The sequence below is a fragment of the Microbacterium sp. WCS2018Hpa-9 genome, from assembly GCF_031843745.1.
Taxonomy (GTDB): Bacteria; Actinomycetota; Actinomycetes; order Actinomycetales; family Microbacteriaceae; genus Microbacterium.
On the sequence record NZ_JAVTIY010000005.1, the window covers coordinates 285,157 to 306,998 of the forward strand.

The window sequence follows — 21,842 nt, forward strand, 5'->3', positions numbered from 1 at the left end:
AAGGCGAATTCCCGTTCCACACATGACGAAGACCCCGTTCCCAGGCACCCGGGAACGGGGTCTTCGTCTGTCAGATGACGGCCGAGCGTGGCATCTCGGCCCCGGCCGCGGTGCCCCCTGTCATGACGTCCTCCCACGCGAGCCGCAGTCGATCCATCGCCTCGGCAGTGCGCTCCGGCGGCAGGGTGATCGGAATCCGCAAGCGCCTCTCGAGCACGCCGCCCGTGGAGAACCGCGGCCCGGGAGGAAGGATCAGCCCGCGATCACGCGCGGCCAGCGACAGGGCGGTCGACACGGGGGCGCCCAGGTCGAGCCAGGCCGAGAGACCGCCGCTCGTCTGCGGCATGGCTATCGTCTCGAATGCTCCGAGTCCTGCAGCAACGGCCTCGCGACCGGCACGCAGGCGCGTCGCGACATGGGCGGTGAGCGCCGGCATCTCCTGCAGCAACTCGACGGCGATGCACTGTTCGAGCAGTGCCGTGCCGAGCTCGAACGAGGGACGGGTGGCGAGCAGGCGGGCCATCACCGAGCGGTCGGCCCGGATCCAGCCGATGCGCATGCCTCCCCAGGCGATCTTCGACATCGAGCCCACGGTGATGACGTGCGGACTGAACGCCGAGAGGGGAAGCGGGGTCCAGCCTCGGTCGATGTCGAGCTCGGCGGTCGTCTCATCGACGATCAGGTGAGTGCCGACGCTCCGAGCCGTCGCTGCGATGCGAGACCGCTCGACGTCGGAGAGCGTGGCCCCCGTGGGATTGTGGAAGTCGGGGATGAGGTACGCGAGGTGGGGGCGCCCGCGCAGCAGGGTATCGGTGAGATGGCCCTCATCCCAGCCGGTGACATCGACGGGGGTCGGCAGCAGCCGGTAGCCGTGGCGGTGGAGCGCCTCGAGTGCATGCGGGAAGGTGGGCTGCTCGACGAGCGCGCGCTCACCCCGCCGGCCGATCGTGGCGAGCACCAGGTTGAACGCGTTGAGCGCGCCTGACGTGATCATGATCTCGTCGGCATCCGTCGGCACTCCCCGCTGGGTGAAGCGCTGTGCGACAGCCTCGCGCAGCTCGGGCAGGCCTCGCAGCGAGTAACCGCTGGTGCCGCGCATCGCCGCGAGCCGGGGGAGCGATCGCACCGTCGCGTCGTACAGCCCGGGAGTCGAATCCATCGACGCGATCGACAGGTCGATCGCCGATTCGTCTGCCGCGCCGCCGGACGGGGCTGCGGTGTGCGGCAGCGTGACGCGGGTGCCGCCCCCGTGCAGGCGCGAGACGTACCCGTCGTTTTCGAGGAGGTCGTAGACGCGGGTGGTCGTGGAACGCGATCGTCGCAGCTCGAGCGCGAGCGCTCGCTCGCTGGGCAGCCGCTCGCCCACGGTGAGCCGACCGTCGAGGATCAACGCGCGGATGTGCTCTGCGAGGGCCTTCGCCGTCGCATCGGCGACGGTGTGGGCCCCGAGCTGCTGGACGAGCCGTGAGGTCATGACTCCAGCATGCCGCAAAGTGGACCGAAGAAAGCAGGCCACTTGTCGCCGAGTGGTCTCGTGGACCCGATGGATGACTGGGCCAGCATGGAGAGATGCAGCTTCGTTCCGTCTTCCTCCCGATCAGCGCCACCAGTCGACGCGACGCCGTCGAGCGCATCGTGCAGCTGCTCGTCGGGTTGTTCCTCTACGGCGTCGCGCTCGGTCTGATGGTGCGCGGGGGCATCGGCGTTGCGCCGTGGGATGTCCTCGCTCTCGGCGTCTCAGGGCAGACGGGGATCGGATACGGCGTCGTCACCGTGCTGGTCTCGGTGCTCGTACTGCTGCTGTGGATCCCGCTGCGGCAGCGCGTCGGGCTCGGCACACTGCTCAACGCACTGCTCGTCGGGCCCAGCGCGGATCTGGCCCTCGCCGTCATTCCCGCACCGCCGTCGATCTGGGTCGGTGCTCCGATGTTCGTGGCGGGGCTGGTGCTGCTCGCCTTCGCCACCGGGCTGTACATCGCGGCCGACTTCGGCCCCGGCCCGCGTGACGGCCTGATGACGGGGCTCGTGGGACGCACCGGCTGGCCCGTGTGGCTCGTGCGCACACTCATCGAGGGGAGCGTCCTGCTGATCGGGTTCCTGCTCGGCGGGCCGGTGGGCGTCGGGACGGTGCTCTTCGCCTTCGGCGTGGGACCGCTCATCGGCTGGTTCCTGCCATGGACCATTCGCGTCCGGGCGGCGAGATCCCGTCAGCTCGCACGGGCGACCGCGCACTAGACCTGCAGAGACGAGAGCGGCCCCCGGGATACCCGGGGGCCGCTCTTCGTCATCGCTGCGGGTCAGTCAGCGCTCGCGAAGACGGCGACGGCGTTGTGGCCGCCGAAGCCGAACGAGTTGCTGATCGCGATCTGCGGACCGTCGCCGAGCGGCGTGGGCTCGCCCGAGAGGCGGAACGGCACGGCCGGGTCGGGCTCGGTCATGTTGATGGTCGGCGGGGCGACGCGGTCGCGGATCGCGAGCAGCGCGAAGATCGCCTCGAGAGCTCCCGTGCCGCCGAGCAGGTGCCCGGTCGACGCCTTGGTGGCCGAGACGGGGATCTCATCGATACGCTCGCCGAAGACCTTCTTGAGAGCGACGTACTCATTGGGGTCGCCCACGGGGGTCGACGTGGCGTGCGCGTTGATGTGGGTGACCTGGTCGGCGGTGACGCCGGCCTCGTCGAGCGCCTGCGTCACGGCGCGTGCGGCGCCGTTGCCTTCGGGGTCGTTGCCCGTGATGTGATACGCGTCAGCGGTGACGCCACCGCCGAGCACGTAGCCGTAGATCTTGGCACCGCGTGCCTTGGCGTGGTCCTCGGTCTCGAGGATGAGTGCGGCTGCGCCCTCGCCCATCACGAAGCCGTCGCGGTCGATCGCGCCGGGTCGCGAGGCGGTGGCGGGATCGTCATTGCGACGGGACAGAGCCTGCGCCGAGGCGAACGACGCCATCGTGATCGGGTGGATCGCCGATTCGGTGCCACCTGCGATAACGACGTCGGCGAGACCGTCCTGCAGGTGGTGGAAGGCGTGGATGATCGACTCGGTGCTCGAGGCGCATGCGCTGACGACGGTCTGCGCATAGGCGCGAGCCTGGAACTGCAGCGACAGGTTGCCGGCCGCGGCGTTCGGCATCAGCATCGGGACGGTCAACGGCATCACGCGCCGGGGACCCTTTTCGCGCAGGGTGTCCCACGCGTCGAGCAGGGTCCAGAGGCCGCCGATGCCGGTGGCGAAGTCGACTCCGAGGCGCTCGGGAGCGACCTCGGGAGAACCGGCATCCGCCCATGCCTCGCGCGCCGCGATGAGCGCGAACTGCGAGGAGGGGTCGAGCCGCTTCGCCTCGTGGCGGGGCAGGACCTCTTCGGGGCGCACGATCGCCTCGGCGGCGAAAGTGACGGGCAGTTCGTACTGCTGCACCCAGTCGTGCTCGAGGGTGCGGGTGCCGGACTGGCCTGCGAGCAGGTTCGTCCAGTTCTCGGGAGCTGTCCCGCCGATGGCGGACGTGGCGCCGATGCCGGTGACGACGATGCGCTTGGTCATGTGTGGTTCCTTGTCAGGCGGGTCGAGCAGAGAGCGGGCAAGGCGGAGGATGCCACGCCCCGACGGTGCGGGGGTGGCATCCTTCGAGGATTACTCCTGGCCTGCGACGATGAAGTTGACAGCGTCGCCGACGGTCTTGAGGTTCTTGACCTCGTCGTCGGGGATGGTGACGCCGAACTTCTCCTCGGCGTTGACGACGATCGTCATCATCGAGATCGAGTCGATGTCGAGGTCGTCGGTGAACGACTTCTCGAGGGCGACCTCGGATGCGTTGATGCCGGTCTCGTCGGTGATCAGCTCTGCGAGGCCAGCGAGGACCTCATCGTTGGTGAAAGCCATGTGGTCTTCCTCTTTCTTACGGGTTGTATTCGGAACCGTGGAACAGTCTAGGGAAAGTCAGCGCATTCTCAGGGAAGGACGACGACCTGAGCGGCGAACACGAGTCCGGCGCCGAAGCCGATCTGCAGGGCGAGGCCGCCCGAGAGCTCGGGGTGCTCGGCCATCAGACGGTGGCTGGCGAGCGGGATGGAGGCCGCCGACGTGTTGCCTGTGGTCTCGATGTCGCGCGCGATCACCGTCGACTCGGGCAGCTTCAGCTGCTTGGCGAATTCGTCGATGATGCGCATGTTCGCCTGGTGCGGGATGAATGCGGCGATGTCGGTCGGCTCGACGCCGGCCCTGTCGAGCGCCTCGCGCGCGACCTTCGCCATCTCCCAGACGGCCCAGCGGAAGACCGTCTGACCCTCCTGGCGCAGGGTCGGCCACGGCACCTCGCCGTCGCGGAACTCGGTGAGCGTCGCGTTCATGCCGACCGCATCGGCCTTCGAGCCGTCGGATCCCCACACCGCGGGGGCGATGCCCGGCGTGTCGCTCGGACCGATGAGGGCTGCTCCCGCGCCGTCGCCGAGCAGGAAGGAGATGCTCCGGTCGGCCGGGTCGACGACGTCTGACAGCTTCTCGGTGCCGATCACGAGGGCGTAGCGAGCTGCGCCCGACTTGATCAGCGCGTCTGCCTGAGTGATCGCGTAGGCGTAGCCGGCGCACGCCGCGTTGACGTCGTAGGCGGCCGCAGGGTTCGCACCCACGCGGTCGGCCACGATCGCCGACACCGATGGCGACTGCTTCGGGTTGCTGATGGTGGCGACGATCACGAGGTCGACCTGGTCGGCGGGGATGCCGGACTTCTCGATGGCCTCCGCGCCGGCGATCGCGGCGAGGTCGATCGCATCCGTGCCCTTGTCGGCGCGCACACGGGTCACGATGCCGGTGCGCTGGCGGATCCACTCGTCGCTCGAGTCGATCGGTCCGATCAGGTCGTCGTTGGGGACGGCGTTCTCACCGCGGGCAGCGCCGAAGGAGTAGATCCGCGTGTACGCCGGACCGGTGACCTGGTTCAGGATGGGGCTCATGCGGCTTCTCCGTTCAGCAGCGCGACGGCCGCATCGAGATCATCGGGGGTCTTCACGGCGACGGCGGGAACTCCGCGCAGACCGCGCTTGGCGAGACCGGTGAGCGCACCGGCGGGCGCGAGCTCGATCAGGCCGGTGATGCCGTGATCGGCGAACGACGCCATGCAGAGGTCCCAGCGCACCGGCGATGAGACCTGGTCGACGAGGTAGCTCAGCGCTCGGGTTCCCTCGGTGACGACAGAACCGTCACGGTTGGTCCAGAGCGTGATGTCCGGGTCGGCCGGGGTCACGGTCGCGACCGCGTCGCGCAGGGCGGCGACTGCTGAGGCCATGTACGACGTGTGGAACGCGCCGGCCACCTGCAGCGGGATGACCCGGGTGCCCTTGACGGGCTCGGAGGCGAGGGCATCGAGCCCTGCGAGCTCACCGGCGACCACGAGCTGGCCGCCGCCGTTGTAGTTGGCGGGGGAGAGCCCGAGCTCGGTGAGACGCGTGAGGACTGTCTCTTCATCGCCGCCCAGCACGGCGCTCATGCCGGTGGGGGTCTGCGCGGCGGCGTCAGCCATGGCGCGACCTCGGATGCCCACCAGGCGCATTCCTGTCTCGGCATCGATCACACCGCTGCCCACGAGCGCGGCGATCTCGCCTACCGAGTGTCCGGCGATACCGTCGACTCGACGACCGGCACGCGCTGTGAGCGCGTTCGCCGCGATCAGCGAGGCGGCGACGATCAGAGGTTGAGCGATGCGCGTGTCGCGGATCGTGTCGGCATCCGACACCGTGCCGTGCTGCTGAAGATCGACCTCCGCCGCCTCGGAGAACGCGGCGAGGCTGTCTGCCACACCGTCGAGCTCGAGCCAGGGGGAGAGGAAACCGGGGGTCTGCGAGCCCTGTCCAGGGCATACGACGACAATCACAACCCCAGTCTGCCAACGATCTGCCGTGAGTGGTGGATGATCCATCACAAGATTCGAGAAAACCCTTGTGTGTGGCGTACAGCTGATCGGCGCTCCGAGGGCCGATCAGCGCGATGGACGACGCAGGGGAGCCCGGCGACGCACCTGCTCTGCGGCGCCGATCGATCCGAGGATGAGGGCGGTCTGCAGGATCAGAGCCTCGCGAGGACCCGTGGCATCCCAGCCGATGACCTCGCTGACGCGCTTCAGCCGGTAGCGCACGGTGTTCGGGTGCACGAACAGCTCTCGGGCGGTCGCCTCGAGCGATCGACCGTTGTCGAGGTAGCTCCAGAGGGTGGTCACGAGATCGGTGGAGTGCGCCTGCAGCGGGCGATAGATGCGCTCGATCAGCGTCTGCTTGGCGAGCGGATCGCCCGCAAGAGCCCGCTCGGGAAGGAGGTCGTCTGCGTCGACCGGCCGGGGAGCGCTGCGCCAGGCGCGGGCCACGGCGAACCCTGCGAGGGCCGCCCGTGCACTCTGACTCGCGTCGACGAGCGCGGCGACCGCGGGGCCGAGCACGACATAACCGGGGCCGAACGAGGGCTCGAGTCGCGTGGCGATCTCTTCGAAGCCGAGTTCTTCCTCTTCGCCTTCGGCAGGCTCCTGGCCGGCGATACGAGCACGGCCGATCACGAGCACGAGTCTGGACCCCTGCACTCCGATGAGCACGTCGACCGCGAGCTTGCGCGCCGTGCGACGCACGAGATCGACGTCGAACTGCGGGGGAGTCGTGCCGACCAGCACCGCGACCTCTCCGTGGCCGTGCCATCCCAGGGCAGCGATCCGACTCGGCAGCTCTTCGTCTGCTTCGCCGGTGAGGATGGAGTCGACGACGAGTGCCTCGAGCCTGGCGTCCCACAGACCGCGAGCCTCAGCGGCTCTGGCGTAGACGTCGGCAGCGGCGAAGGCCACGTCGCGCGAGTAGAGCAGGATCGCCTCTCGGAGATCTGCGCCTCGTCCGGCGACGCGCTCTTCGGTCACCTCGACGGTGACCCGGATGAGCTGCAGAGTCTGCTGCAGGCTGACGCTGCGCAGCAGCTCTCGGGGTGCTGCCGCGAAGATGTCAGCGGCGATCCATGGTGTCGACGTCGGATCCTCGTACCACTGGATGAACGACGTGATGCCCGCCTGAGCCACCAGCCCGACCGCAGAGCGGCGGGCTGGTGGCATGTCGGCGTACCACGGCAGGGTGTCCTCGAGGCGCTTGATGGTCACAGAGGCGATGTCGCCTGAGATCCGGCGCAGCCAGGTGAGCGTGGCGGACTTGTCCATGTCGCGCGAAGAGGAACCCGTCACCGATGACTCAGCTTTCGCCGCCCGCGTTGCCGCTGGTGCCGGCGTTCACGTCGTGCAGGCTGTACTTCTGGATGGCCTGCGCGGCGAGAGAACGGTCGACGACCCCGTCTTCGGCAAGAGACTGCAACGTGCGGACGACGATCGACGGACCGTCGATCTTGAAGAAGCGACGGGCGGCTGCACGCGTGTCGGAGAAGCCGAAGCCGTCGGCGCCCAGCGTCGCGAAACGCTGCGGGACCCACGGTCGGATCTGGTCCTGCACGGCGTGCATGAAGTCGCTCACGGCGACGACCGGACCCTCGGCGCCCTGCAGCTTCTGCGTGAGGTACGCGGTGCGGGGCTCTTCTTCTGGGTGCAGGAAGTTGTGCTCGTCGGCGGCGAGACCGTCGCGGCGCAGCTCGGTCCACGAGGTGACCGACCAGACATCGGCGATCACACCCCAGTCGTTCTTCAGCAGCTGCTGCGCCTCGAGGGCCCAGGGGAGTCCGACGCCCGATGCGAAGAGCTGGGCGCGGGGTCCCTCTCCCGCGCCGACTGACACGCGGTGGATGCCGCGCACGATGCCGTCGACATCCACGTTCTCGGGCTCGGAGGGCATCACCATGGGCTCGTTGTAGAGCGTGATGTAGTACATGACGTTCGGGTCTTCGTGGTTTCCGCCGTACATGCGCTCGAGACCGGAGCGCATGATGTGCGCGATCTCGTAGCCGTAGGCCGGGTCGTACGAGACCGTCGCCGGGTTGGTGGCGGCGAGCAGGTGCGAGTGGCCGTCGGCGTGCTGCAGGCCCTCACCCGTGAGGGTGGTGCGGCCGGCCGTGGCGCCCATGATGAACCCGCGGGCCATCTGGTCGCCGGCAGCCCACTGAGCGTCACCCGTGCGCTGGAATCCGAACATCGAGTAGAAGAGGTAGATCGGGATCAGCGGCTCGCCGTGCGTGGCATACGAGGTGCCGGCCGCGGTGAACGCCGCGAGGGCGCCTGCCTCGTTGATGCCGACGTGCACGATCTGACCCTGCGGGCTCTCCTTGTAGGCGAGGAGGAGCTCACGGTCGACCGAGGTGTAGTGCTGGCCGTTCGGGTTGTAGATCTTCGCCGAGGGGAAGTACGCGTCCATTCCGAAGGTGCGAGCCTCGTCGGGGATGATGGGCACGATGCGGTGGCCGAAGTCCTTCGAGCGCAGCAGGTCTTTCAGCAGACGGACGAACGCCATGGTGGTGGCGATCTCCTGCGTGCCGGAGCCCTTCTTGGGCAGCGCGTACGCCGTGTCGTCGGGGAGCGACAGACCGACGTGTGTCGAACGACGCTCAGGCAGGAACCCGCCGAGGGCGTTGCGACGCTCGAGCATGTACTGGATCGTCTCGTCCTGGGGACCCGGGTTGTAGTACGGGGGCAGGTACGGGTTCTCCTCGAGCTGCGCGTCCGTGATCGGGATGTGCATCGCGTCGCGGAACGTCTTGAGGTTGTCCAGCGTCATCTTCTTCATCTGGTGGGTCGCGTTGCGGCCCTCGAAGTGCGGACCCAGGCCGTAGCCCTTGACGGTCTTGGCGAGGATGACGGTGGGCTTGCCCTTGTGCTCGGTCGCGGCCTTGAACGCGGCGTAGACCTTGCGGTAGTCGTGACCACCGCGCTTGAGGTTCCAGATCTGGTCGTCGGAGTAGTCCTTGACCAGGGCGGCGGCACGCTCGTCGCGGCCGAAGAAGTGCTCGCGGACGTACGCGCCGGACTCGGCCTTGTACGTCTGGTAGTCGCCGTCGGGGGTGACGTTCATCAGGTTGAGCAGAGCGCCCTCGGTGTCGCGGGCGAGCAGGTCGTCCCACTCGCGGCCCCAGACGACCTTGATGACGTTCCAGCCGGCACCGCGGAAGAACGACTCGAGCTCCTGGACGATCTTGCCGTTGCCGCGCACAGGGCCGTCGAGGCGCTGCAGGTTGCAGTTGACGATGAACGTGAGGTTGTCGAGGCCCTCGTTGGCTGCGACCTGCAGCTGACCGCGGCTCTCGACCTCGTCCATCTCGCCGTCGCCGAGGAAGGCCCAGACGTGCGACTCGGAGGTGTCCTTGATGCCGCGGTTCTCGAGGTACTTGTTCGACATCGCCTGGTAGATGGCGTTGATCGGACCGAGACCCATCGAGACGGTCGGGAACTGCCAGTACTCCGGCATCAGACGCGGGTGCGGGTACGAGGGGATGCCGTGCGGGGCGTGCGACTTCTCCTGGCGGAAGCCGTCGAGCTGGTCTTCGCTCAGGCGGCCTTCGAGGAAGGAACGGGCGTACGTGCCGGGGGAGGCGTGGCCCTGGACGAAGATCTGGTCTCCGCCGCCCGGGTTGTCGAGACCCTTGAAGAAGTGGTTGAAGCCCACCTCGTAGAGGGCGGCCGACGACGCGTAGGTCGAGATGTGACCGCCGACGCCGATGCCGGGGCGCTGTGCGCGGTGCACCGTGATGGCCGCGTTCCAGCGGATCCACGCGCGGTAGCGACGCTCGACCTCTTCGTCACCCGGGAACTCGGGCTCGTTCTCGGGCGCGATCGTGTTGATGTAGTCCGTGGTCGGGACCATCGGCACGCCCAGGTGCAGCTCCTTCGAGCGCTTGAGCAGGCTGAGCATGATCTCGCGGCCACGGCCGTGGCCCTTCGCGTCGACGAGTTCGTCGAGCGACTGCTGCCACTCGCCCGTCTCCTCCGGATCGCTGTCGAGGGGGCCCTGGGAATACGGATCCTGGTCGTGCACAGTCACGGGGGAGCCTTTCGTCAAGCTGGCAGGTCATGCCATTGAAACGGGAAGCGACGCGGGCAACCTTGTCGGTTGTGCACAACGCGTGCCGCCCTCAGCCTATCCCCCTTCCTCGACATGAGCGCGCACCGGGTCATCTGTAGACTGGACGCACCAGGGCCTTTAGCTCAGCTGGTAGAGCGCCACGTTTACACCGTGGATGTCGTCGGTTCGATCCCGGCAGGGCCCACCTCACTCTCGTCCTGGTTCTGGACTGCGCTGGAAGATAGCGCACCATGGCGCTGGTGGCCAGACTGCACGCATTCTTTCCTGTGACCGCGCCCCTCTCATAGAGTTCTTCGTGGACTCTGAGCGGCTCGCGGACGTCAAGGCGATGCCGGGAAGGAGCCACGTGAACACCTGTCAGAAGTGTCAGTTCGCCCTGGCCAACCCGGTCGGCCGCCTGAGCGTCTCCCGCATCGGCCTGTTCTCCGACGCCCGGTTTCCCGGGCGCAGCATCGTGAGCCTCCGCGATCACTACGACGACATCGCCGACGCGCCGCCGGCAGTCGCGGAGCTGTTCATGGCCGACATCCACTGCGCCGCGCGCATCATCAGACGAGCCACCGGCGCCGACCGCGTCGACCTCGCCCTCTCGAGTAAGGCCGACTCGCACGTGCACGCTCACCTCATCCCTCGTCGTCGCGACCGTGACCCGCTGCCGGACAACGGCCCGTGGGAGGACCCGAGGGAGCGCCGACCGCTCGAACCGCTCGCCGAAGCGATCGCCATCGGTCTGCTCAGCGCCGCGTTCGACGTCGCCGGAGCCGGTCTCTCCGGCTCATAGCGACGGCGCACCCGGGCACTGAGCCCGGATGCGCCGTCGAATCGCGCTGAAGCTGCTACTGCTGGATGAAGGCGAGGATGTCGGGGTTGATCACGTCGGCGTGCGTGGTCAGCATGCCGTGCGGGAAGCCCTCGTAGATCTTCAGGGTCGAGTCGCTCAGAAGCTCGGCCTGCTTCACCGATGCATCCTTGTACGGCACGACCTGGTCGTCATCGCCCTGGATGACCAGGACCGGCACCGTGATGGCCTTGAGGTCATCGGTCTGGTCGGTCTCGGAGAAGGCCTTGATCCCCTCGTAGTGAGCAAGCGCGCTGCCCGTCATGCCCTGGCGCCACCAGTTCGCCACCACGGGCTCGGAGAGTTCCACGCCCTCGCGGTTGAATCCGTAGAAGGGCCCGGAGGCGACCGCCTGGAAGAACTCCGCACGGTTCGCAGCCAGCGCCTCGCGGAAGCCGTCGAAGACCGAGATCGGCGTGCCCTCCGGGTTGGCGTCCGTCTGCACCATCAGCGGGGGCACTGACGACACGAGCACAGCCTTGGCGACTCGCCCCTGGGGCTGACCGTACTGTGCGACATAGCGTGCGACCTGGCCGCCACCCGTCGAGTGGCCGATGTGGATCGCATTGCGAAGGTCGAGGTGCTCGACGACCGCTGAGGCATCGCTGGCGTAGTGATCCATGTCGTGTCCGGTGCCGATCTGCGACGACCTTCCGTGACCCCGGCGGTCGCTGGCGATGACGCGGTAGCCCTTGCCGAGGAAGAACAGCATCTGAGCGTCCCAGTCATCCGACGAGAGCGGCCAGCCGTGGTGGAACATGATGGGCTGCGCGTCAGGGCTGCCCCAGTCCTTGTAGTAGATCTCTGCGCCATCATCCGTGGTCACGAACGCCATGATCAGCCTCCAGGTTTCCGTCGTCCCGAACGATGCCGGGCGACTGTCGATCGCCCCACGTCTGCTTCGTGGGAGCGCGACCACGCTAACCCGCGCGTCACCATCGACCGCTCGACATCTGTATGGGATCCACCCCGGTCGCTTTCGACATCTGTCCGGTGTCGACCGGCGGTCTCGCGGTAGCGTCTGCACCATGTCGAACTCTCGCATCTCGCACGGTGCGGGATTCTGGGTGGTCGCGTCCGCCTTCGTGCTCGTGATGGCGTACGCGACGGTGCCCACCCCGCTGTACCCGCTCTACCAGGAGGCCGACGGGTTCCCCGTCTCGGTCATCACGCTGATCTTCGCGGCCTTCGCCGTCGGCGTCGTGCTCAGCCTGTTCCTGCTCGGGCACGTCAGCGACTGGATGGGGCGGCGCCGGATGCTGGTCATCGCGATCCTCATCGCTGCGCTCAGCGCCGTCCTGTTCCTGCTGTGGCACGAGGTGCCCGGTCTCCTCGTCGCGCGGCTGGTGAACGGTGCGAGCGTCGGCATCCTCACCGCCACGGCCACCGCACATCTCGGCGAGCTGCGCGCGCACTCCAGACCGACCGAGAACGTGACCGTCGCAGCGTCGGTGGCCGGTGCGGCGAACCTCGGTGGATTGGCGCTCGGACCGCTGATCGGCGGTCTGTTCGCCGAGTTCCTGCCCGCACCGCTCGTGCTGCCGCACGCGGTGTTCCTCGTCGTGCTCATCGCCGCCGCGATCGCCGTCGCCTGCGTTCCCGAGACCGTGACACCGCCGAGTGTGCCGCGGCGGTATCGGCCCCAGCGCATCGCTGCGCCACCGCGCTCGAGAACGGCGTTCGTCGCCGCCGGGTTCGGGGCGTTCGCGGGGTTCGCCCTCTTCGGGCTGTTCACCTCACTCGCACCGACCATCCTCATCAGCACCTTCGGCGAGCACGACCACCTTCTCGCCGGCGTGACGGCGTGCTCGGTGTTCGCCGCCGCGGCATCCGGGCAGGTGGCTCTCGCCCGCGTGCCGCTGCGCATCCAGCTCACCGTCGCGGCTGTCTGCTGCGCGCTGGGCCTCGTCGCGGTCGCCGCAGGAACACTGCTGCCGTCGCTCGCGGTGTTCCTCGGCGGAGGCGTCGTGGCAGGCGTCGGTGTGGGGTTGCTGTTCAAATCGGCGGTGGCCACGGCATCCGGACTCGCCGAGCCCGGTCGACGCGGTGAGACGTTGGCGCTGATCTTCCTGATCGCGTACTGCGGGCTCGCCCTGCCGGTGCTCGCCATCGGCGTCATCCTCACGTTCGCGTCGCAGACGACGGTGCTGCTCGTGTTCATCTCCGTCGTCCTGGTCGCGACGGTCTCGGCAGCGGCGATCATGCGTCGCGCGATCGCCAGGCCCGCGTCGCGCGCGCAGCATTGAGAGTTCGTCTCTATCGGCGACGAAACCGCCTCGTAACCGTCCCGCCATCGTTCCGCTGAGAAGACCTGCCAAGCTGATATCAGCGAAAGGCGGACGTCGTGACCGAACCCTCACCCTTCGGGCTGCTGCTGCGGTCGTTGCGAGTGGGCCAGAACCTGACCCTCGAAGCACTCGCGGCACGATCGGGCGTCAGCGTTCGCACGATCGGCGATCTCGAACGAGGCGCAAGCGTCTCTCCGCAACGCCGCACGGTCGACGCCCTGGCCGACGGGCTCGGCCTCGATGCGGCCGATCAGCATGCGTTCCTCCGCGCGGCGCGGTCGCGACCGCGTGCCGCCCTCGCGACCGACAGCCCTGGCGCGATCTCGCCACACAGGGTGTTCGACTTCTCGGGCCGCGACGCCGAGATCGATGAGGCGCTCGCGATCCTCTACGGCCCGGCGGCTTCGGATCCGCAGCTCCCCGCGCTGATCATCAGCGGGGCCCCGGGAATCGGCAAGACGACCGTGGCGATCGAGATCCTCGAGCGGGGAGGGCGGTATCGCGGTCACCACATCGTGTTCCTCGGGGTGGACGGCTTCAGCGCGTCGCCCCTCACTCCGCTGCAGGTGATGACCGCCATGCTGCGCCAGCTCCCCGGAGCGGAGCAGAAGCCGCCTGCGGACCTCGGCGAGGCGAGGGCGCGCTGGCGAGCGGCCGCCGACGTCGCTCCGATCACGGTTCTGCTCGACAACGTCGCGAACGAGGCTCAGATCCGTCCCATCCTGTCGATCTGCGCCGGCGATGTCGTCGTCGTGACCTCTCGTCGCAGCCTCGCCGGCCTGGAGGGCGTGCGGCGACTTCGTCTCGGACCACTGCGACGAGACGAGAGCATCTCGTTCCTCCATCGACTGATTCCGCAGGCCGCGACCGATAGCGACGCTCTGGGCGAGGTGGCGGCCCTCTGCGATGACATCCCTCTGGCGCTCCGCGTGGTCGGCAACCGCATCGCCAGCCGGCCCGCGTGGACCGTCGACGACCTGCTCGGCCGGATGCGCACGTCGGAGGACCGGCTCCGCCTTCTCGTCGCCGGCGATCTGGCGGTGGAAACGGCCATCTCGCTCTCCTATGACGAGCTCGACCCTCGAACCGCCGCACTGTTCCGCTGGATCTCCCTCATCGACGGGAGGACGTTCGGCGCTCATCTCGCCGCTGCGGCGGCGCGTTCGGCCGATCTCGCCGAGGTCGAGTCTCGCCTGGACGAACTCACCGATCTGGGGATGCTCGAAGCGCGTGGCGGCGATCGCTATCGCCTGCACGATCTGATGCGGCTCTTCGGACGGAGCAAGCTGGGCATGACGGTCGGGCCGGACGAGATCTCACGGCGCCGCGATCACGTCAGATCCTGGCTGCTCGGAAGCCTGGAGCGCGCGGGCGCCTGGTATGAGCCGCAGAGGGAGCCGACTGCTCTCGGGCGCACCGGCCGCGGGTTCGTCAGCGCGGAGGCCGCCGCAGTCTGGATCCGCGCAGAGGCCGAGCACTGGTGGCCGGCGTACACGGAAGCCGCAGAGCTCGGCGACGACGCGGTGGTCTGCGACGTCGCCGATGCGCTGCACTGGTACTCCGACATCTGGATGACCTGGGGCAACTGGCACCGGTTCTTCTCGCTCGCCGCGAGCGCCGCGCAGAGCCTGGGCGATCCAGGAAAGGAAGCCGCCCAGCTGGGATATGTCGCGTGGGCCGAGATCGTCGAGGTCGGCGATCGCGAGAAGGCGGTGGTCACCGGACGGTCGGCGCTGGCCGCTGCGCGGCGGGCCGGCGACTCCGCGCAGGAGGGGTGGGCGCAGTACTACATCGGATGGGCGAGCTGGTCCCTGGATCGTCTCGTCGACGCGGATGAGGCGGCCGCGGCCGCGATCGACGCCTTCCGTGTCGCGCAGGAGACGACGGGGCTCGAGAACGCCCAAGTGCTGTCGTCCATGGTCAAGGGCAAACGCGGCAAGTTCCTCGAGTCCATCGCCGAGTCGGAGGCCACACTCGCGCGGGTCCGATCCGCCGAGACCACCGACAGCCTCACCAGCATCGTCACCCAGTACGCGGCATGTCTCGATCTCATCGACGCCTACGTCGCCGTCGGACGACACGAGGACGCGAAGCGCGTCGGCGAGCTGGGCATCGCCATCGCTCGTTCGCTGAACGACGACACCCGAGTCCTGCTCATGATGCGCCGACACATCCGTGCTCTCATCCACGCGGGTGAAGGCGAGGCGGCGATCGCCGAGGCGGACGAAGCCCTGAGCCTTCTGGGGCCTGGCAGCAGCGAGGCGTTCATCTTCGAGAAAGTGCGCCGGGAGGTGTCGCTCATCGGCTCATCTCGAGCATCCGGAACGGCCGGGGAAGCGGGCATGACCGTCGCGTGAGACACCGGGGTCACAGACGACCGGTCGACTCCCAGAGCCGGATGAGCTTCAGCGCCAGGTGCAGAGTGCTGCGCTTCACACCGTCGTCGAGAGCGTCCTTCACCACCGCGGGCATGCGCTCGAGCCGGTAGTAGAGGGTCGTTCGATGGACGAAGAGGATCTGGCACGCGGCGACCACGTTGGCACCGACGTCGAGATACGTCTCGACGGTCAGACGCTGGCTGTCGTCCGTCTGCGAGTAGAGGACGTGCGCGGCCGGCGAGATGATCCGGAGGGCGTCAGGATCTGCAGACGCAGAGGCGAGCAACCGCCAGCCACCCAGCTCGCTCGCGTCGACGGACGGGTGGAACTGGGGGAGGGCCGCAGCGAGAGAGGCGGCGATCGCCGCCTCATCCGCTGCGCTTCGGAGGTCTGTGGCGCCTCTCGCCGGCGAGGCTGAGCCGATCCCGAGGATCCTCATCCCGCGTCGGGCGGCCTCCTGCAGGAGGACGTCGGTGAGGTCGATGTCGGACGGCTGCCCGACCAGCATGACCACACCGCCCTCGAGCGTGACGAAGTGAGCGGGGACAGGACGCAGATGGGCGAGGTGGCGGCCGAAGGCGATGCGCTCGACGTCGGTGACGGCGGAGTCGATCAGAACGGCGCGCACGACCGTGCCCGCCTCGCGCTGCACCCACCTCTGCCGGAGCGCGCGCGAATAGGCGTCTCGGCGCACCGACTCCTCGACGTCCAGCAGGTCGCGCAGGATCGACTCGCGATCCGCTCGCGAGGAACCGAGGTCACGGCGAAGGCTGATCCGGACGAGCGCGGTCGCCGCATCGACGGCTTCGAACTCGCTCGCCGTGAGGGGCGAGCCTGCACCCAGATCGACCACGATGAACGCGATGGCCACACCGTCGTCCTGCACCGCGACGGAGAGGATCGAGGCCGACTGCGCGCTGACAGGCGTCGCTGAGCCGACCTCGTGGATCATCACTCTGCGGTTCAGTGATGACTCGAGCTGGAGCGCGATCCCGTGCAGCGCCATCGAGGTGGCTTCGGCCGTCGTGTCGCTGATCGTCATGGGTTCGCTCCTGTGCGGGGGATGGGCTCACCGTGTCGTTCTGCGTCGGTGGGAGGGGACTCCGCCTCACCGAACTCCAGTACGTCTCATGGAACCCTCTTCGGCGTGTGCACACCAGGAAGAAAGCAGGCAGAAGTGAGGATGCGTCGTCTTCGACTCCTGTCGGATGGTCGGGGGCGCCTCGGTTCTTAGATTCGTCTCACACACACGAACGACCGCGAGGTGGCGAGATGATGAGATCCAGCACGGTGGTCCTCGTGCACGGCGCCTTTGTGGACGCATCGGGGTGGTGGCCGATCGTGCTCCGTCTGCTCGACGGCGGACATCGGGTGCTCGCGCCTCACGTGAACGGTCGCAGCTTCCACGGTGACTGCGACTACATCCGTGGATTCGTCGAGCGCGTCGACGGAGAGGTTCTCCTCGTCGGGCATGGATACGGAGCAGCGGTCGTCACCGTGGCCGGCGAAGCGACGAACGTCACCGGACTGCTCTTCATCTCGGGATACGCCCTGGATCAGGGAGAGAGCATCGCCGAGATGCGCGATCTCTTCACCCCGGACGAAGCGTCAGGCCACCTCGTGCCCGCCCTGTTGCCCGCAGACGGCGGAGCACGTCGGACAGAGCTCACTGTCGCTCCCGACCAGTTCGCTCGTCTGCTCGCGCAGGGCTTGCCCTCCGACGAGTCGGGTGTTCTCGCGGTCTCGCAGCGCCCGATCGCCGCTTCGGTGTTCACCGAGCGGGCGTCCGGCGCGGGCTGGAGGGCGAAGCCGAGCTGGGGCGTGGTGGCGACCGACGACCGGTTGGTCAGCCCGCAGCTCCAGCGCTTCGGGTATCAGCGGGCGGGCTGCCGAGCGGTGATGGAACTCGACGCGCCCCATCTGGTCACTCAGAGCCACGCTGCGGAGATCGTGCAGCTCATCGGACGCATCCTCGAGGAGATCGCTGACCATGGCTGAGGTGCAGGTGAGTGCTGCAGAGACGCGCGTCGGGTGGAAGGCCGGGTTCGCTCCGCTCGCCGTGCCCATCTTCCGTCTGGTGTGGCTGGCGTCCATCGTCAGCAACATCGGAAGCTGGATGCAGACGGTCGGCGCCCAGTGGCTGCTCGTTCAAGACGACGGATCCCCGCTGCTCGTGGCGCTGGTCCAGACGGCCTCGGCAGCTCCCGTGCTGCTGTTCGCGATTCCGGCCGGCGTCATCGGCGAGTTCCTCAACCGTCGGCTCGTCCTTCTCTGGTCGCAGATCGTGCAACTCGCGGTCGTGCTCGGGTTGACCTACCTGACGGCGATCGGTCAGACGACCACGACGATCCTGCTGGCGTCGACGTTCGTGCTGGGGACGGTCTCGGCGATCCAGCTCCCTGCGTTCCAGGCGCTGGTGCCCGACATCGTGCCGCCCAAGCTGCTGATCGACGCGGCGAGCCTCTCATCCATCGGCGTGAACATCGCGCGGGCGGTGGGACCGGCGATCGCCGGTCTCGTCGTCGCGCAGTTCGGAGTCGCGGCGGTCTTCTTCCTCAATGCGCTCTCGTTCCTCGTGTTCCTCGGGGTGCTCTTCTTCTGGAAGACGTACAGCCCGCCCGCGACTCGGCCGGAACCCTTCGTCGATGCGACCAGGGCCGGGATCCGCTACGTCCGCCATTCGCGGATCGTCCGGCTCATCCTGCTGCGGCTCGCTGTCTTCCTCATTCCCGCGAACGCCCTGTGGGCGCTCCTCCCGACCATCGCCAAGAACTCCCTCGGGTTCTCCGCCAGTGGATACGGCCTCCTACTGGCTGCGCTCGGGGCCGGATCGATCGTCGGTGCGTTCGTGCTCCCGTGGGCACGACGCGTCGCGGCCGTCAACGGCGTGGTGCTGGCATCCTCGGTGGTCTTCGGCGTGGGCCTCGTGACGCTCGAGGTCTCGCCCACGCTGTGGGTGACATTTCCGGCACTCGTGGCGACAGGGCTCGCGTGGATCGGTGTGATCGCCACCATCAACGGGACCATCCAGGCGTTCCTGCCCGTCTGGGTGCGCACGCGCGGCCTCTCCTTCTACCAACTCGTGCTGTTCGGATGCACCGCCGCCGGCTCTGCAGGCGCAGGTGTGCTCGCGGCGATCTGGGACCCGGGTCTCGTGGTCGTCGGAGCCGGGATACTGTGTGGCCTCGGCGGGATCTCCCTGCTCGTGTGGCCCATGCCCGCCACGGCCGGTATCGGCCGGGGGATCGTCGAGGTGCCAGGGGTCGAGGATCAGCCGCGCGCCGGTGGTGACGATGACTCTGCCGTTCTGGTGCTGATCCGATACCGGATTCCGCAGGAGCGAAGGCAGGAATTCCTCGCCCTGATGCAGCGGGTCGAGCAGACGCGTCTGCGGACCGGTGCCAGGGACTGGCAGGTGTACGTGGATGCGGACGACCCGGAGTCCGTCGTGGAGGCGTACGCGGTCGGCTCGTGGCGGGAGCATGTGAGCCAGCACGAGGGGCGGACCACCGAGTTCGATGCAGAGCTCATCGCTCGTGCCCGCGCCATGAGCGACACCGCACCGGAGATCGCGCACTTGCTGGAGATCTCGCGACCTCACCGCCACCGCATGGGCATCACACCGCTGCGGTGATCAGAGCGGAGCGACCTCGGCCAGGTATCGATGGATGAGAGTGATCGCCATGGCGCCTTCGCCCACCGCCGACGCGACGCGCTTGACGGAGTTCGCGCGGACATCACCGGCGGCGAAGACCCCGGGGACGGACGTCTCGAGATAGTAGGGGGCGCGCGCCAGCGGCCATCGATCCAGGTCGTCGGGCGAGAGGTCGACGCCGGTGAGCAGGAAAGCGCGGGCGTCGAGCCGGACATCGGTCGTCTCCGCCCATTCGGTGTTGGGCGCCCCGCCGATGCAGACGAAGAGGTGCGTGGCAGGCAACCGCGTGGCCGTGCCCGCCTGGTCGAGGACGATCTCCTGCAGGTGGTCGTCGCCGTCCACGGCGACGACCCGGGTGTTCACGAGGATGGTGACGTTCGGCTGCACGGCGAGCCGGTTGAGCAGGTACGCCGACATGGTCGACGAGAGCGATGGTCCGCGCACGAGCACCGTGACATGCGCGGCGTGTGCGGCCAGGTTCATCGCGGCCTGACCTGCGGAGTTCGCGCCGCCGACGACGTACACATGCTGTCCGATGCAGGTGGAGGCCTCGCTGGTGCCGGCGCCGTAGTAGACGCCCGCGCCCTCGAGGTCGTGGGCGCGAGGCAGGTCGAGACGACGCCACTGCACTCCTGTCGCGCACAGGGCCGCGCGGGCGTGGATCTCCGAGCCGTCGGCCAGCAGCGCCCGCACGTCGTGGTCTCTGAACGTGCGGTCGACCCCGTGGCGCATGAGGACGAGATCCGCACCGAACGAGACCGCCTGCCGGCGTGCACGCTCTGCGAGCTCTGCTCCGGAGATCCCACCGGGAAAGCCGAGGTAGTTCTCGATGAGACTGCTGAAGCCGGCCTGCCCACCCACGGCATCGCGTTCGACGACGGCCACGCTGAGACCTTCCGACGCGGCGTAGACCGCAGCCGAGAGTCCTGCAGGACCCGCACCGTGGATGATCAGGTCGTACGTCGACCGGGCTGGCGGGTTGACCCAGCCCAGAGCCGACGCGACCTGCTCAGGGGTCGGGTCTTCGAGGATGCCGCCATCCGACAGGACCACCAGGGGGAGGCGCCTGCCGGCGAGATCGACATCCGCCGCAGACGAGGATCCCGCCGGCACCACGATCGAGAGGAAGGGGACTTCGCTGCGGGTCAGATAGTCGCGGAGAGCGTATGCGTCCGGGCCATCGGCATCCGCGATGAGCCGAAGAGGCGGCTTGTCGTCTGCAGGCTCGGTCATGCGTTCCCGGCGAGCTGCTCTTGCCAATCCGCCGGCACTCGCTCAGCAGGACCCGGGGTGGTCTGCGACAGCGGATGGCTGTGGGGCGCAGCGAGCACGGGGCCGTCGAAAGCGGTCTCGGTGTCGAAATCCCAGAACCAGTCCTCGCCGGGCTCGAAGCTCTGGATCACCCGATGGCCGCTCGTGTGCGCATGCTTCGTCGCGTGCTTGTGCAAGGAGTCGTCACAGCATCCGATGTGCCCACAGAATGCACACCGTCGCAGATGCAGCCACCACGAGCCGATGCTCTCGCAATCCACGCACCCGGGGCCGGATGGCGGGACATCTGAACGGATGAAGTCGCTGACATCGCTCATGGGCGGGTCTCCTGTCGTCGGTGTGCTGTCGGGGTCATGATGTCGGGATTCCGCGTGGTACTCAAGCATGTCTGCCGGAGTCTTGCTGCTCGTTCGACACCCGTCGAAGCCCTGCTCGTGGACATCCTCTAGGTTCGAGAACGTGAGCAGCTCTCCCTCCCGCCGAGTCCCGATCCAATCGCAGAAGGTCGATGCACCCCTGACATCCAGCGCGACCTTCCTCGTGCTGCAGATCGCAGACGGCGCGGACGCCGCAGCGACCGTGCGTGACGCGATCAGCGGCATCGACGACATCGTGAAGAACGTGGGATTCCGTGATCTCGATGCGATGCTGTCGTGCACGGTCGGCATCGGCCCTGCCGCCTGGCCGCGACTCACCGCCCGCCGAGCTCCCGCGGAGCTGCACCCCTTCGCGCCGGTCGTGGGCGCCGCGCACACCGCACCCAGCACCCCCGGTGATCTGCTCTTCCACATCCGTGCGAACCGACAGGATCTCGTCTTCGAGTTCGAACGGCAGCTTCTCGACGCTCTCGGCGACGCCGTGACCGTCATCGACGAGACGACCGGCTTCCGCTACTTCGACGTCCGCGACCTGCTCGGCTTCGTCGACGGCACTGCGAATCCGGTCGGGAATGCCGTGAACGATTCGACTCTCGTGGGTGCGGAAGACGGAGACAACGTCGGCGGCAGCTACGTCGTCGTCCAGAAGTATCTGCATGAGCTCGACCAGTGGCAGTCTCTGACGACCGAGCAGCAGGAGGCGATCATCGGTCGGAAGAAAGCGGACAACGTCGAGTTGGACGACGCCGTCGTGGGGCAGAAATCCCACAAGACGCTCGCCACCATCGTCGTCGACGGTGTCGAGCACGACATCCTCCGTGACAACATGCCCTTCGGGAGCCCTGGTTCCTCGTCGTTCGGCACTTACTTCATCGGATACTCGCGATATCTCTGGGTCATCGAGAAGATGCTCGAGAACATGTTCATCGGCGATCCGCCCGGCGCTCACGACAGGCTGCTCGACTTCTCGAAGGCGACAACCGGCTGCACCTTCTTCGCTCCATCCGCGGACTTCCTCAGCAGCCTCGCGGACGAGCAGCTCCCTGCGTAGCCACCCGGGT

General features: G+C 68.0%; 18 protein-coding genes and 1 tRNA gene. 8 read left to right on the plus strand and 11 right to left on the minus strand.

Annotated elements, in window-relative coordinates:
• Window positions 1–70: 70 nt before the first annotated feature.
• Window positions 71–1,474, minus strand: coding sequence for a PLP-dependent aminotransferase family protein (locus RQG82_RS12600; protein ID WP_311259407.1), 1,404 nt, complete (start codon window positions 1,472–1,474; stop codon window positions 71–73).
• 95 nt (window positions 1,475–1,569) lie between these two features.
• On the opposite strand from RQG82_RS12600, the gene RQG82_RS12605 reads away from it, so the two are divergent.
• Window positions 1,570–2,235: a hypothetical protein gene (locus tag RQG82_RS12605; RefSeq protein WP_311259408.1), complete on the plus strand. Its 666-nt coding sequence runs from the start codon at window positions 1,570–1,572 to the stop codon at window positions 2,233–2,235.
• A 62-nt stretch (window positions 2,236–2,297) separates the two neighbouring features.
• Here the strand turns inward: RQG82_RS12605 and RQG82_RS12610 are convergent, their stop codons facing one another.
• The 6 genes from RQG82_RS12610 to aceE form a co-directional block, all read right to left on the minus strand.
• Window positions 2,298–3,536 carry a beta-ketoacyl-[acyl-carrier-protein] synthase family protein gene (locus tag RQG82_RS12610; protein ID WP_311259409.1) on the minus strand — a complete coding sequence of 413 codons (1,239 nt, stop codon included), beginning with the start codon at window positions 3,534–3,536 and terminating at the stop codon, window positions 2,298–2,300.
• A 90-nt stretch (window positions 3,537–3,626) separates the two neighbouring features.
• Window positions 3,627–3,875, minus strand: a complete 249-nt coding sequence (locus RQG82_RS12615; protein WP_017202249.1) for an acyl carrier protein — start codon at window positions 3,873–3,875, stop codon at window positions 3,627–3,629.
• Window positions 3,876–3,943: 68 nt separating this feature from the next.
• Window positions 3,944–4,945 carry a beta-ketoacyl-ACP synthase III gene (locus RQG82_RS12620; protein WP_311259410.1) on the minus strand — a complete coding sequence of 334 codons (1,002 nt, stop codon included), beginning with the start codon at window positions 4,943–4,945 and terminating at the stop codon, window positions 3,944–3,946.
• Window positions 4,942–5,862 (minus strand): ACP S-malonyltransferase, encoded by a 921-nt coding sequence (locus RQG82_RS12625; RefSeq protein WP_311259411.1) that lies wholly within the window; start codon window positions 5,860–5,862, stop codon window positions 4,942–4,944. Before RQG82_RS12625 ends, RQG82_RS12620 begins: the two co-directional genes overlap by 4 nt.
• A gap of 105 nt (window positions 5,863–5,967) precedes the next feature.
• On the minus strand, window positions 5,968–7,173 hold the full coding sequence (locus RQG82_RS12630; RefSeq protein WP_056377454.1) for a CdaR family transcriptional regulator: 1,206 nt from the start codon (window positions 7,171–7,173) through the stop codon (window positions 5,968–5,970).
• 31 nt (window positions 7,174–7,204) lie between these two features.
• The gene (gene aceE / locus RQG82_RS12635; protein ID WP_311259412.1) at window positions 7,205–9,931 is read right to left on the minus strand and encodes a pyruvate dehydrogenase (acetyl-transferring), homodimeric type; all 2,727 of its coding nucleotides are present in this window, start codon (window positions 9,929–9,931) and stop codon (window positions 7,205–7,207) included.
• A gap of 153 nt (window positions 9,932–10,084) precedes the next feature.
• Here aceE and RQG82_RS12640 point away from each other — a divergent pair.
• Together RQG82_RS12640 and RQG82_RS12645 are read left to right on the plus strand one after the other, a co-directional pair.
• A tRNA-Val gene (locus RQG82_RS12640) sits at window positions 10,085–10,157 on the plus strand.
• 162 nt (window positions 10,158–10,319) lie between these two features.
• Window positions 10,320–10,754, plus strand: a complete 435-nt coding sequence (locus RQG82_RS12645; protein WP_311259413.1) for a hypothetical protein — start codon at window positions 10,320–10,322, stop codon at window positions 10,752–10,754.
• A 55-nt stretch (window positions 10,755–10,809) separates the two neighbouring features.
• On the opposite strand, the gene RQG82_RS12650 is transcribed toward RQG82_RS12645, so the two are convergent.
• Window positions 10,810–11,646 (minus strand): alpha/beta hydrolase, encoded by an 837-nt coding sequence (locus tag RQG82_RS12650; RefSeq protein ID WP_311259414.1) that lies wholly within the window; start codon window positions 11,644–11,646, stop codon window positions 10,810–10,812.
• A 193-nt stretch (window positions 11,647–11,839) separates the two neighbouring features.
• Between RQG82_RS12650 and RQG82_RS12655 the strand changes: the two genes are divergently transcribed.
• Window positions 11,840–13,057, plus strand: coding sequence for an MFS transporter (locus tag RQG82_RS12655; protein ID WP_311259415.1), 1,218 nt, complete (start codon window positions 11,840–11,842; stop codon window positions 13,055–13,057).
• A gap of 98 nt (window positions 13,058–13,155) precedes the next feature.
• Window positions 13,156–15,456 (plus strand): helix-turn-helix domain-containing protein, encoded by a 2,301-nt coding sequence (locus RQG82_RS12660; RefSeq protein WP_311259416.1) that lies wholly within the window; start codon window positions 13,156–13,158, stop codon window positions 15,454–15,456.
• Window positions 15,457–15,466: 10 nt separating this feature from the next.
• Here the strand turns inward: RQG82_RS12660 and RQG82_RS12665 are convergent, their stop codons facing one another.
• On the minus strand, window positions 15,467–16,519 hold the full coding sequence (locus RQG82_RS12665; protein WP_311259417.1) for a helix-turn-helix domain-containing protein: 1,053 nt from the start codon (window positions 16,517–16,519) through the stop codon (window positions 15,467–15,469).
• A gap of 230 nt (window positions 16,520–16,749) precedes the next feature.
• Here RQG82_RS12665 and RQG82_RS12670 point away from each other — a divergent pair, with 230 nt between their 5' ends.
• Both RQG82_RS12670 and RQG82_RS12675 read left to right on the plus strand, forming a co-directional pair.
• Entirely contained in the window at window positions 16,750–17,475 is a 726-nt protein-coding gene (locus RQG82_RS12670; protein ID WP_311259418.1) for an alpha/beta hydrolase, read from the plus strand.
• Window positions 17,468–19,111: an MFS transporter gene (locus RQG82_RS12675; RefSeq protein ID WP_311259419.1), complete on the plus strand. Its 1,644-nt coding sequence runs from the start codon at window positions 17,468–17,470 to the stop codon at window positions 19,109–19,111. Before RQG82_RS12670 ends, RQG82_RS12675 begins: the two co-directional genes overlap by 8 nt.
• On the opposite strand, the gene RQG82_RS12680 is transcribed toward RQG82_RS12675, so the two are convergent.
• On the minus strand, window positions 19,112–20,365 hold the full coding sequence (locus RQG82_RS12680; RefSeq protein WP_311259420.1) for an FAD-dependent oxidoreductase: 1,254 nt from the start codon (window positions 20,363–20,365) through the stop codon (window positions 19,112–19,114). It lies immediately after the preceding gene.
• A complete protein-coding gene (locus RQG82_RS12685; protein WP_396653618.1) occupies window positions 20,362–20,721 on the minus strand; it encodes a UBP-type zinc finger domain-containing protein in 360 nt (119 codons plus the stop codon). The genes RQG82_RS12680 and RQG82_RS12685 overlap by 4 nt, the downstream gene beginning before the upstream one ends.
• A 142-nt stretch (window positions 20,722–20,863) precedes the next feature.
• Between RQG82_RS12685 and RQG82_RS12690 the strand changes: the two genes are divergently transcribed.
• Entirely contained in the window at window positions 20,864–21,832 is a 969-nt protein-coding gene (locus RQG82_RS12690) for a Dyp-type peroxidase (protein ID WP_311259423.1), read from the plus strand.
• Window positions 21,833–21,842 lie beyond the last annotated feature (10 nt).

Bases quoted from the DNA above. Each gene is read 5' to 3' on its own strand.
- RQG82_RS12600 (WP_311259407.1), bottom strand. From the start codon at position 1,474: ATGACCTCACGGCTCGTCCAGCAGCTCGGGGCCCACACCGTCGCCGAT.
- RQG82_RS12605 (WP_311259408.1), top strand. From the start codon at position 1,570: ATGCAGCTTCGTTCCGTCTTCCTCCCGATCAGCGCCACCAGTCGACGC.
- RQG82_RS12610 (WP_311259409.1), bottom strand. From the start codon at position 3,536: ATGACCAAGCGCATCGTCGTCACCGGCATCGGCGCCACGTCCGCCATC.
- RQG82_RS12615 (WP_017202249.1), bottom strand. From the start codon at position 3,875: ATGGCTTTCACCAACGATGAGGTCCTCGCTGGCCTCGCAGAGCTGATC.
- RQG82_RS12620 (WP_311259410.1), bottom strand. From the start codon at position 4,945: ATGAGCCCCATCCTGAACCAGGTCACCGGTCCGGCGTACACGCGGATC.
- RQG82_RS12630 (WP_056377454.1), bottom strand. From the start codon at position 7,173: ATGGACAAGTCCGCCACGCTCACCTGGCTGCGCCGGATCTCAGGCGAC.
- RQG82_RS12650 (WP_311259414.1), bottom strand. From the start codon at position 11,646: ATGGCGTTCGTGACCACGGATGATGGCGCAGAGATCTACTACAAGGAC.
- RQG82_RS12655 (WP_311259415.1), top strand. From the start codon at position 11,840: ATGTCGAACTCTCGCATCTCGCACGGTGCGGGATTCTGGGTGGTCGCG.
- RQG82_RS12665 (WP_311259417.1), bottom strand. From the start codon at position 16,519: ATGACGATCAGCGACACGACGGCCGAAGCCACCTCGATGGCGCTGCAC.
- RQG82_RS12670 (WP_311259418.1), top strand. From the start codon at position 16,750: ATGATGAGATCCAGCACGGTGGTCCTCGTGCACGGCGCCTTTGTGGAC.
- RQG82_RS12675 (WP_311259419.1), top strand. From the start codon at position 17,468: ATGGCTGAGGTGCAGGTGAGTGCTGCAGAGACGCGCGTCGGGTGGAAG.
- RQG82_RS12680 (WP_311259420.1), bottom strand. From the start codon at position 20,365: ATGACCGAGCCTGCAGACGACAAGCCGCCTCTTCGGCTCATCGCGGAT.
- RQG82_RS12685 (WP_396653618.1), bottom strand. From the start codon at position 20,721: ATGAGCGATGTCAGCGACTTCATCCGTTCAGATGTCCCGCCATCCGGC.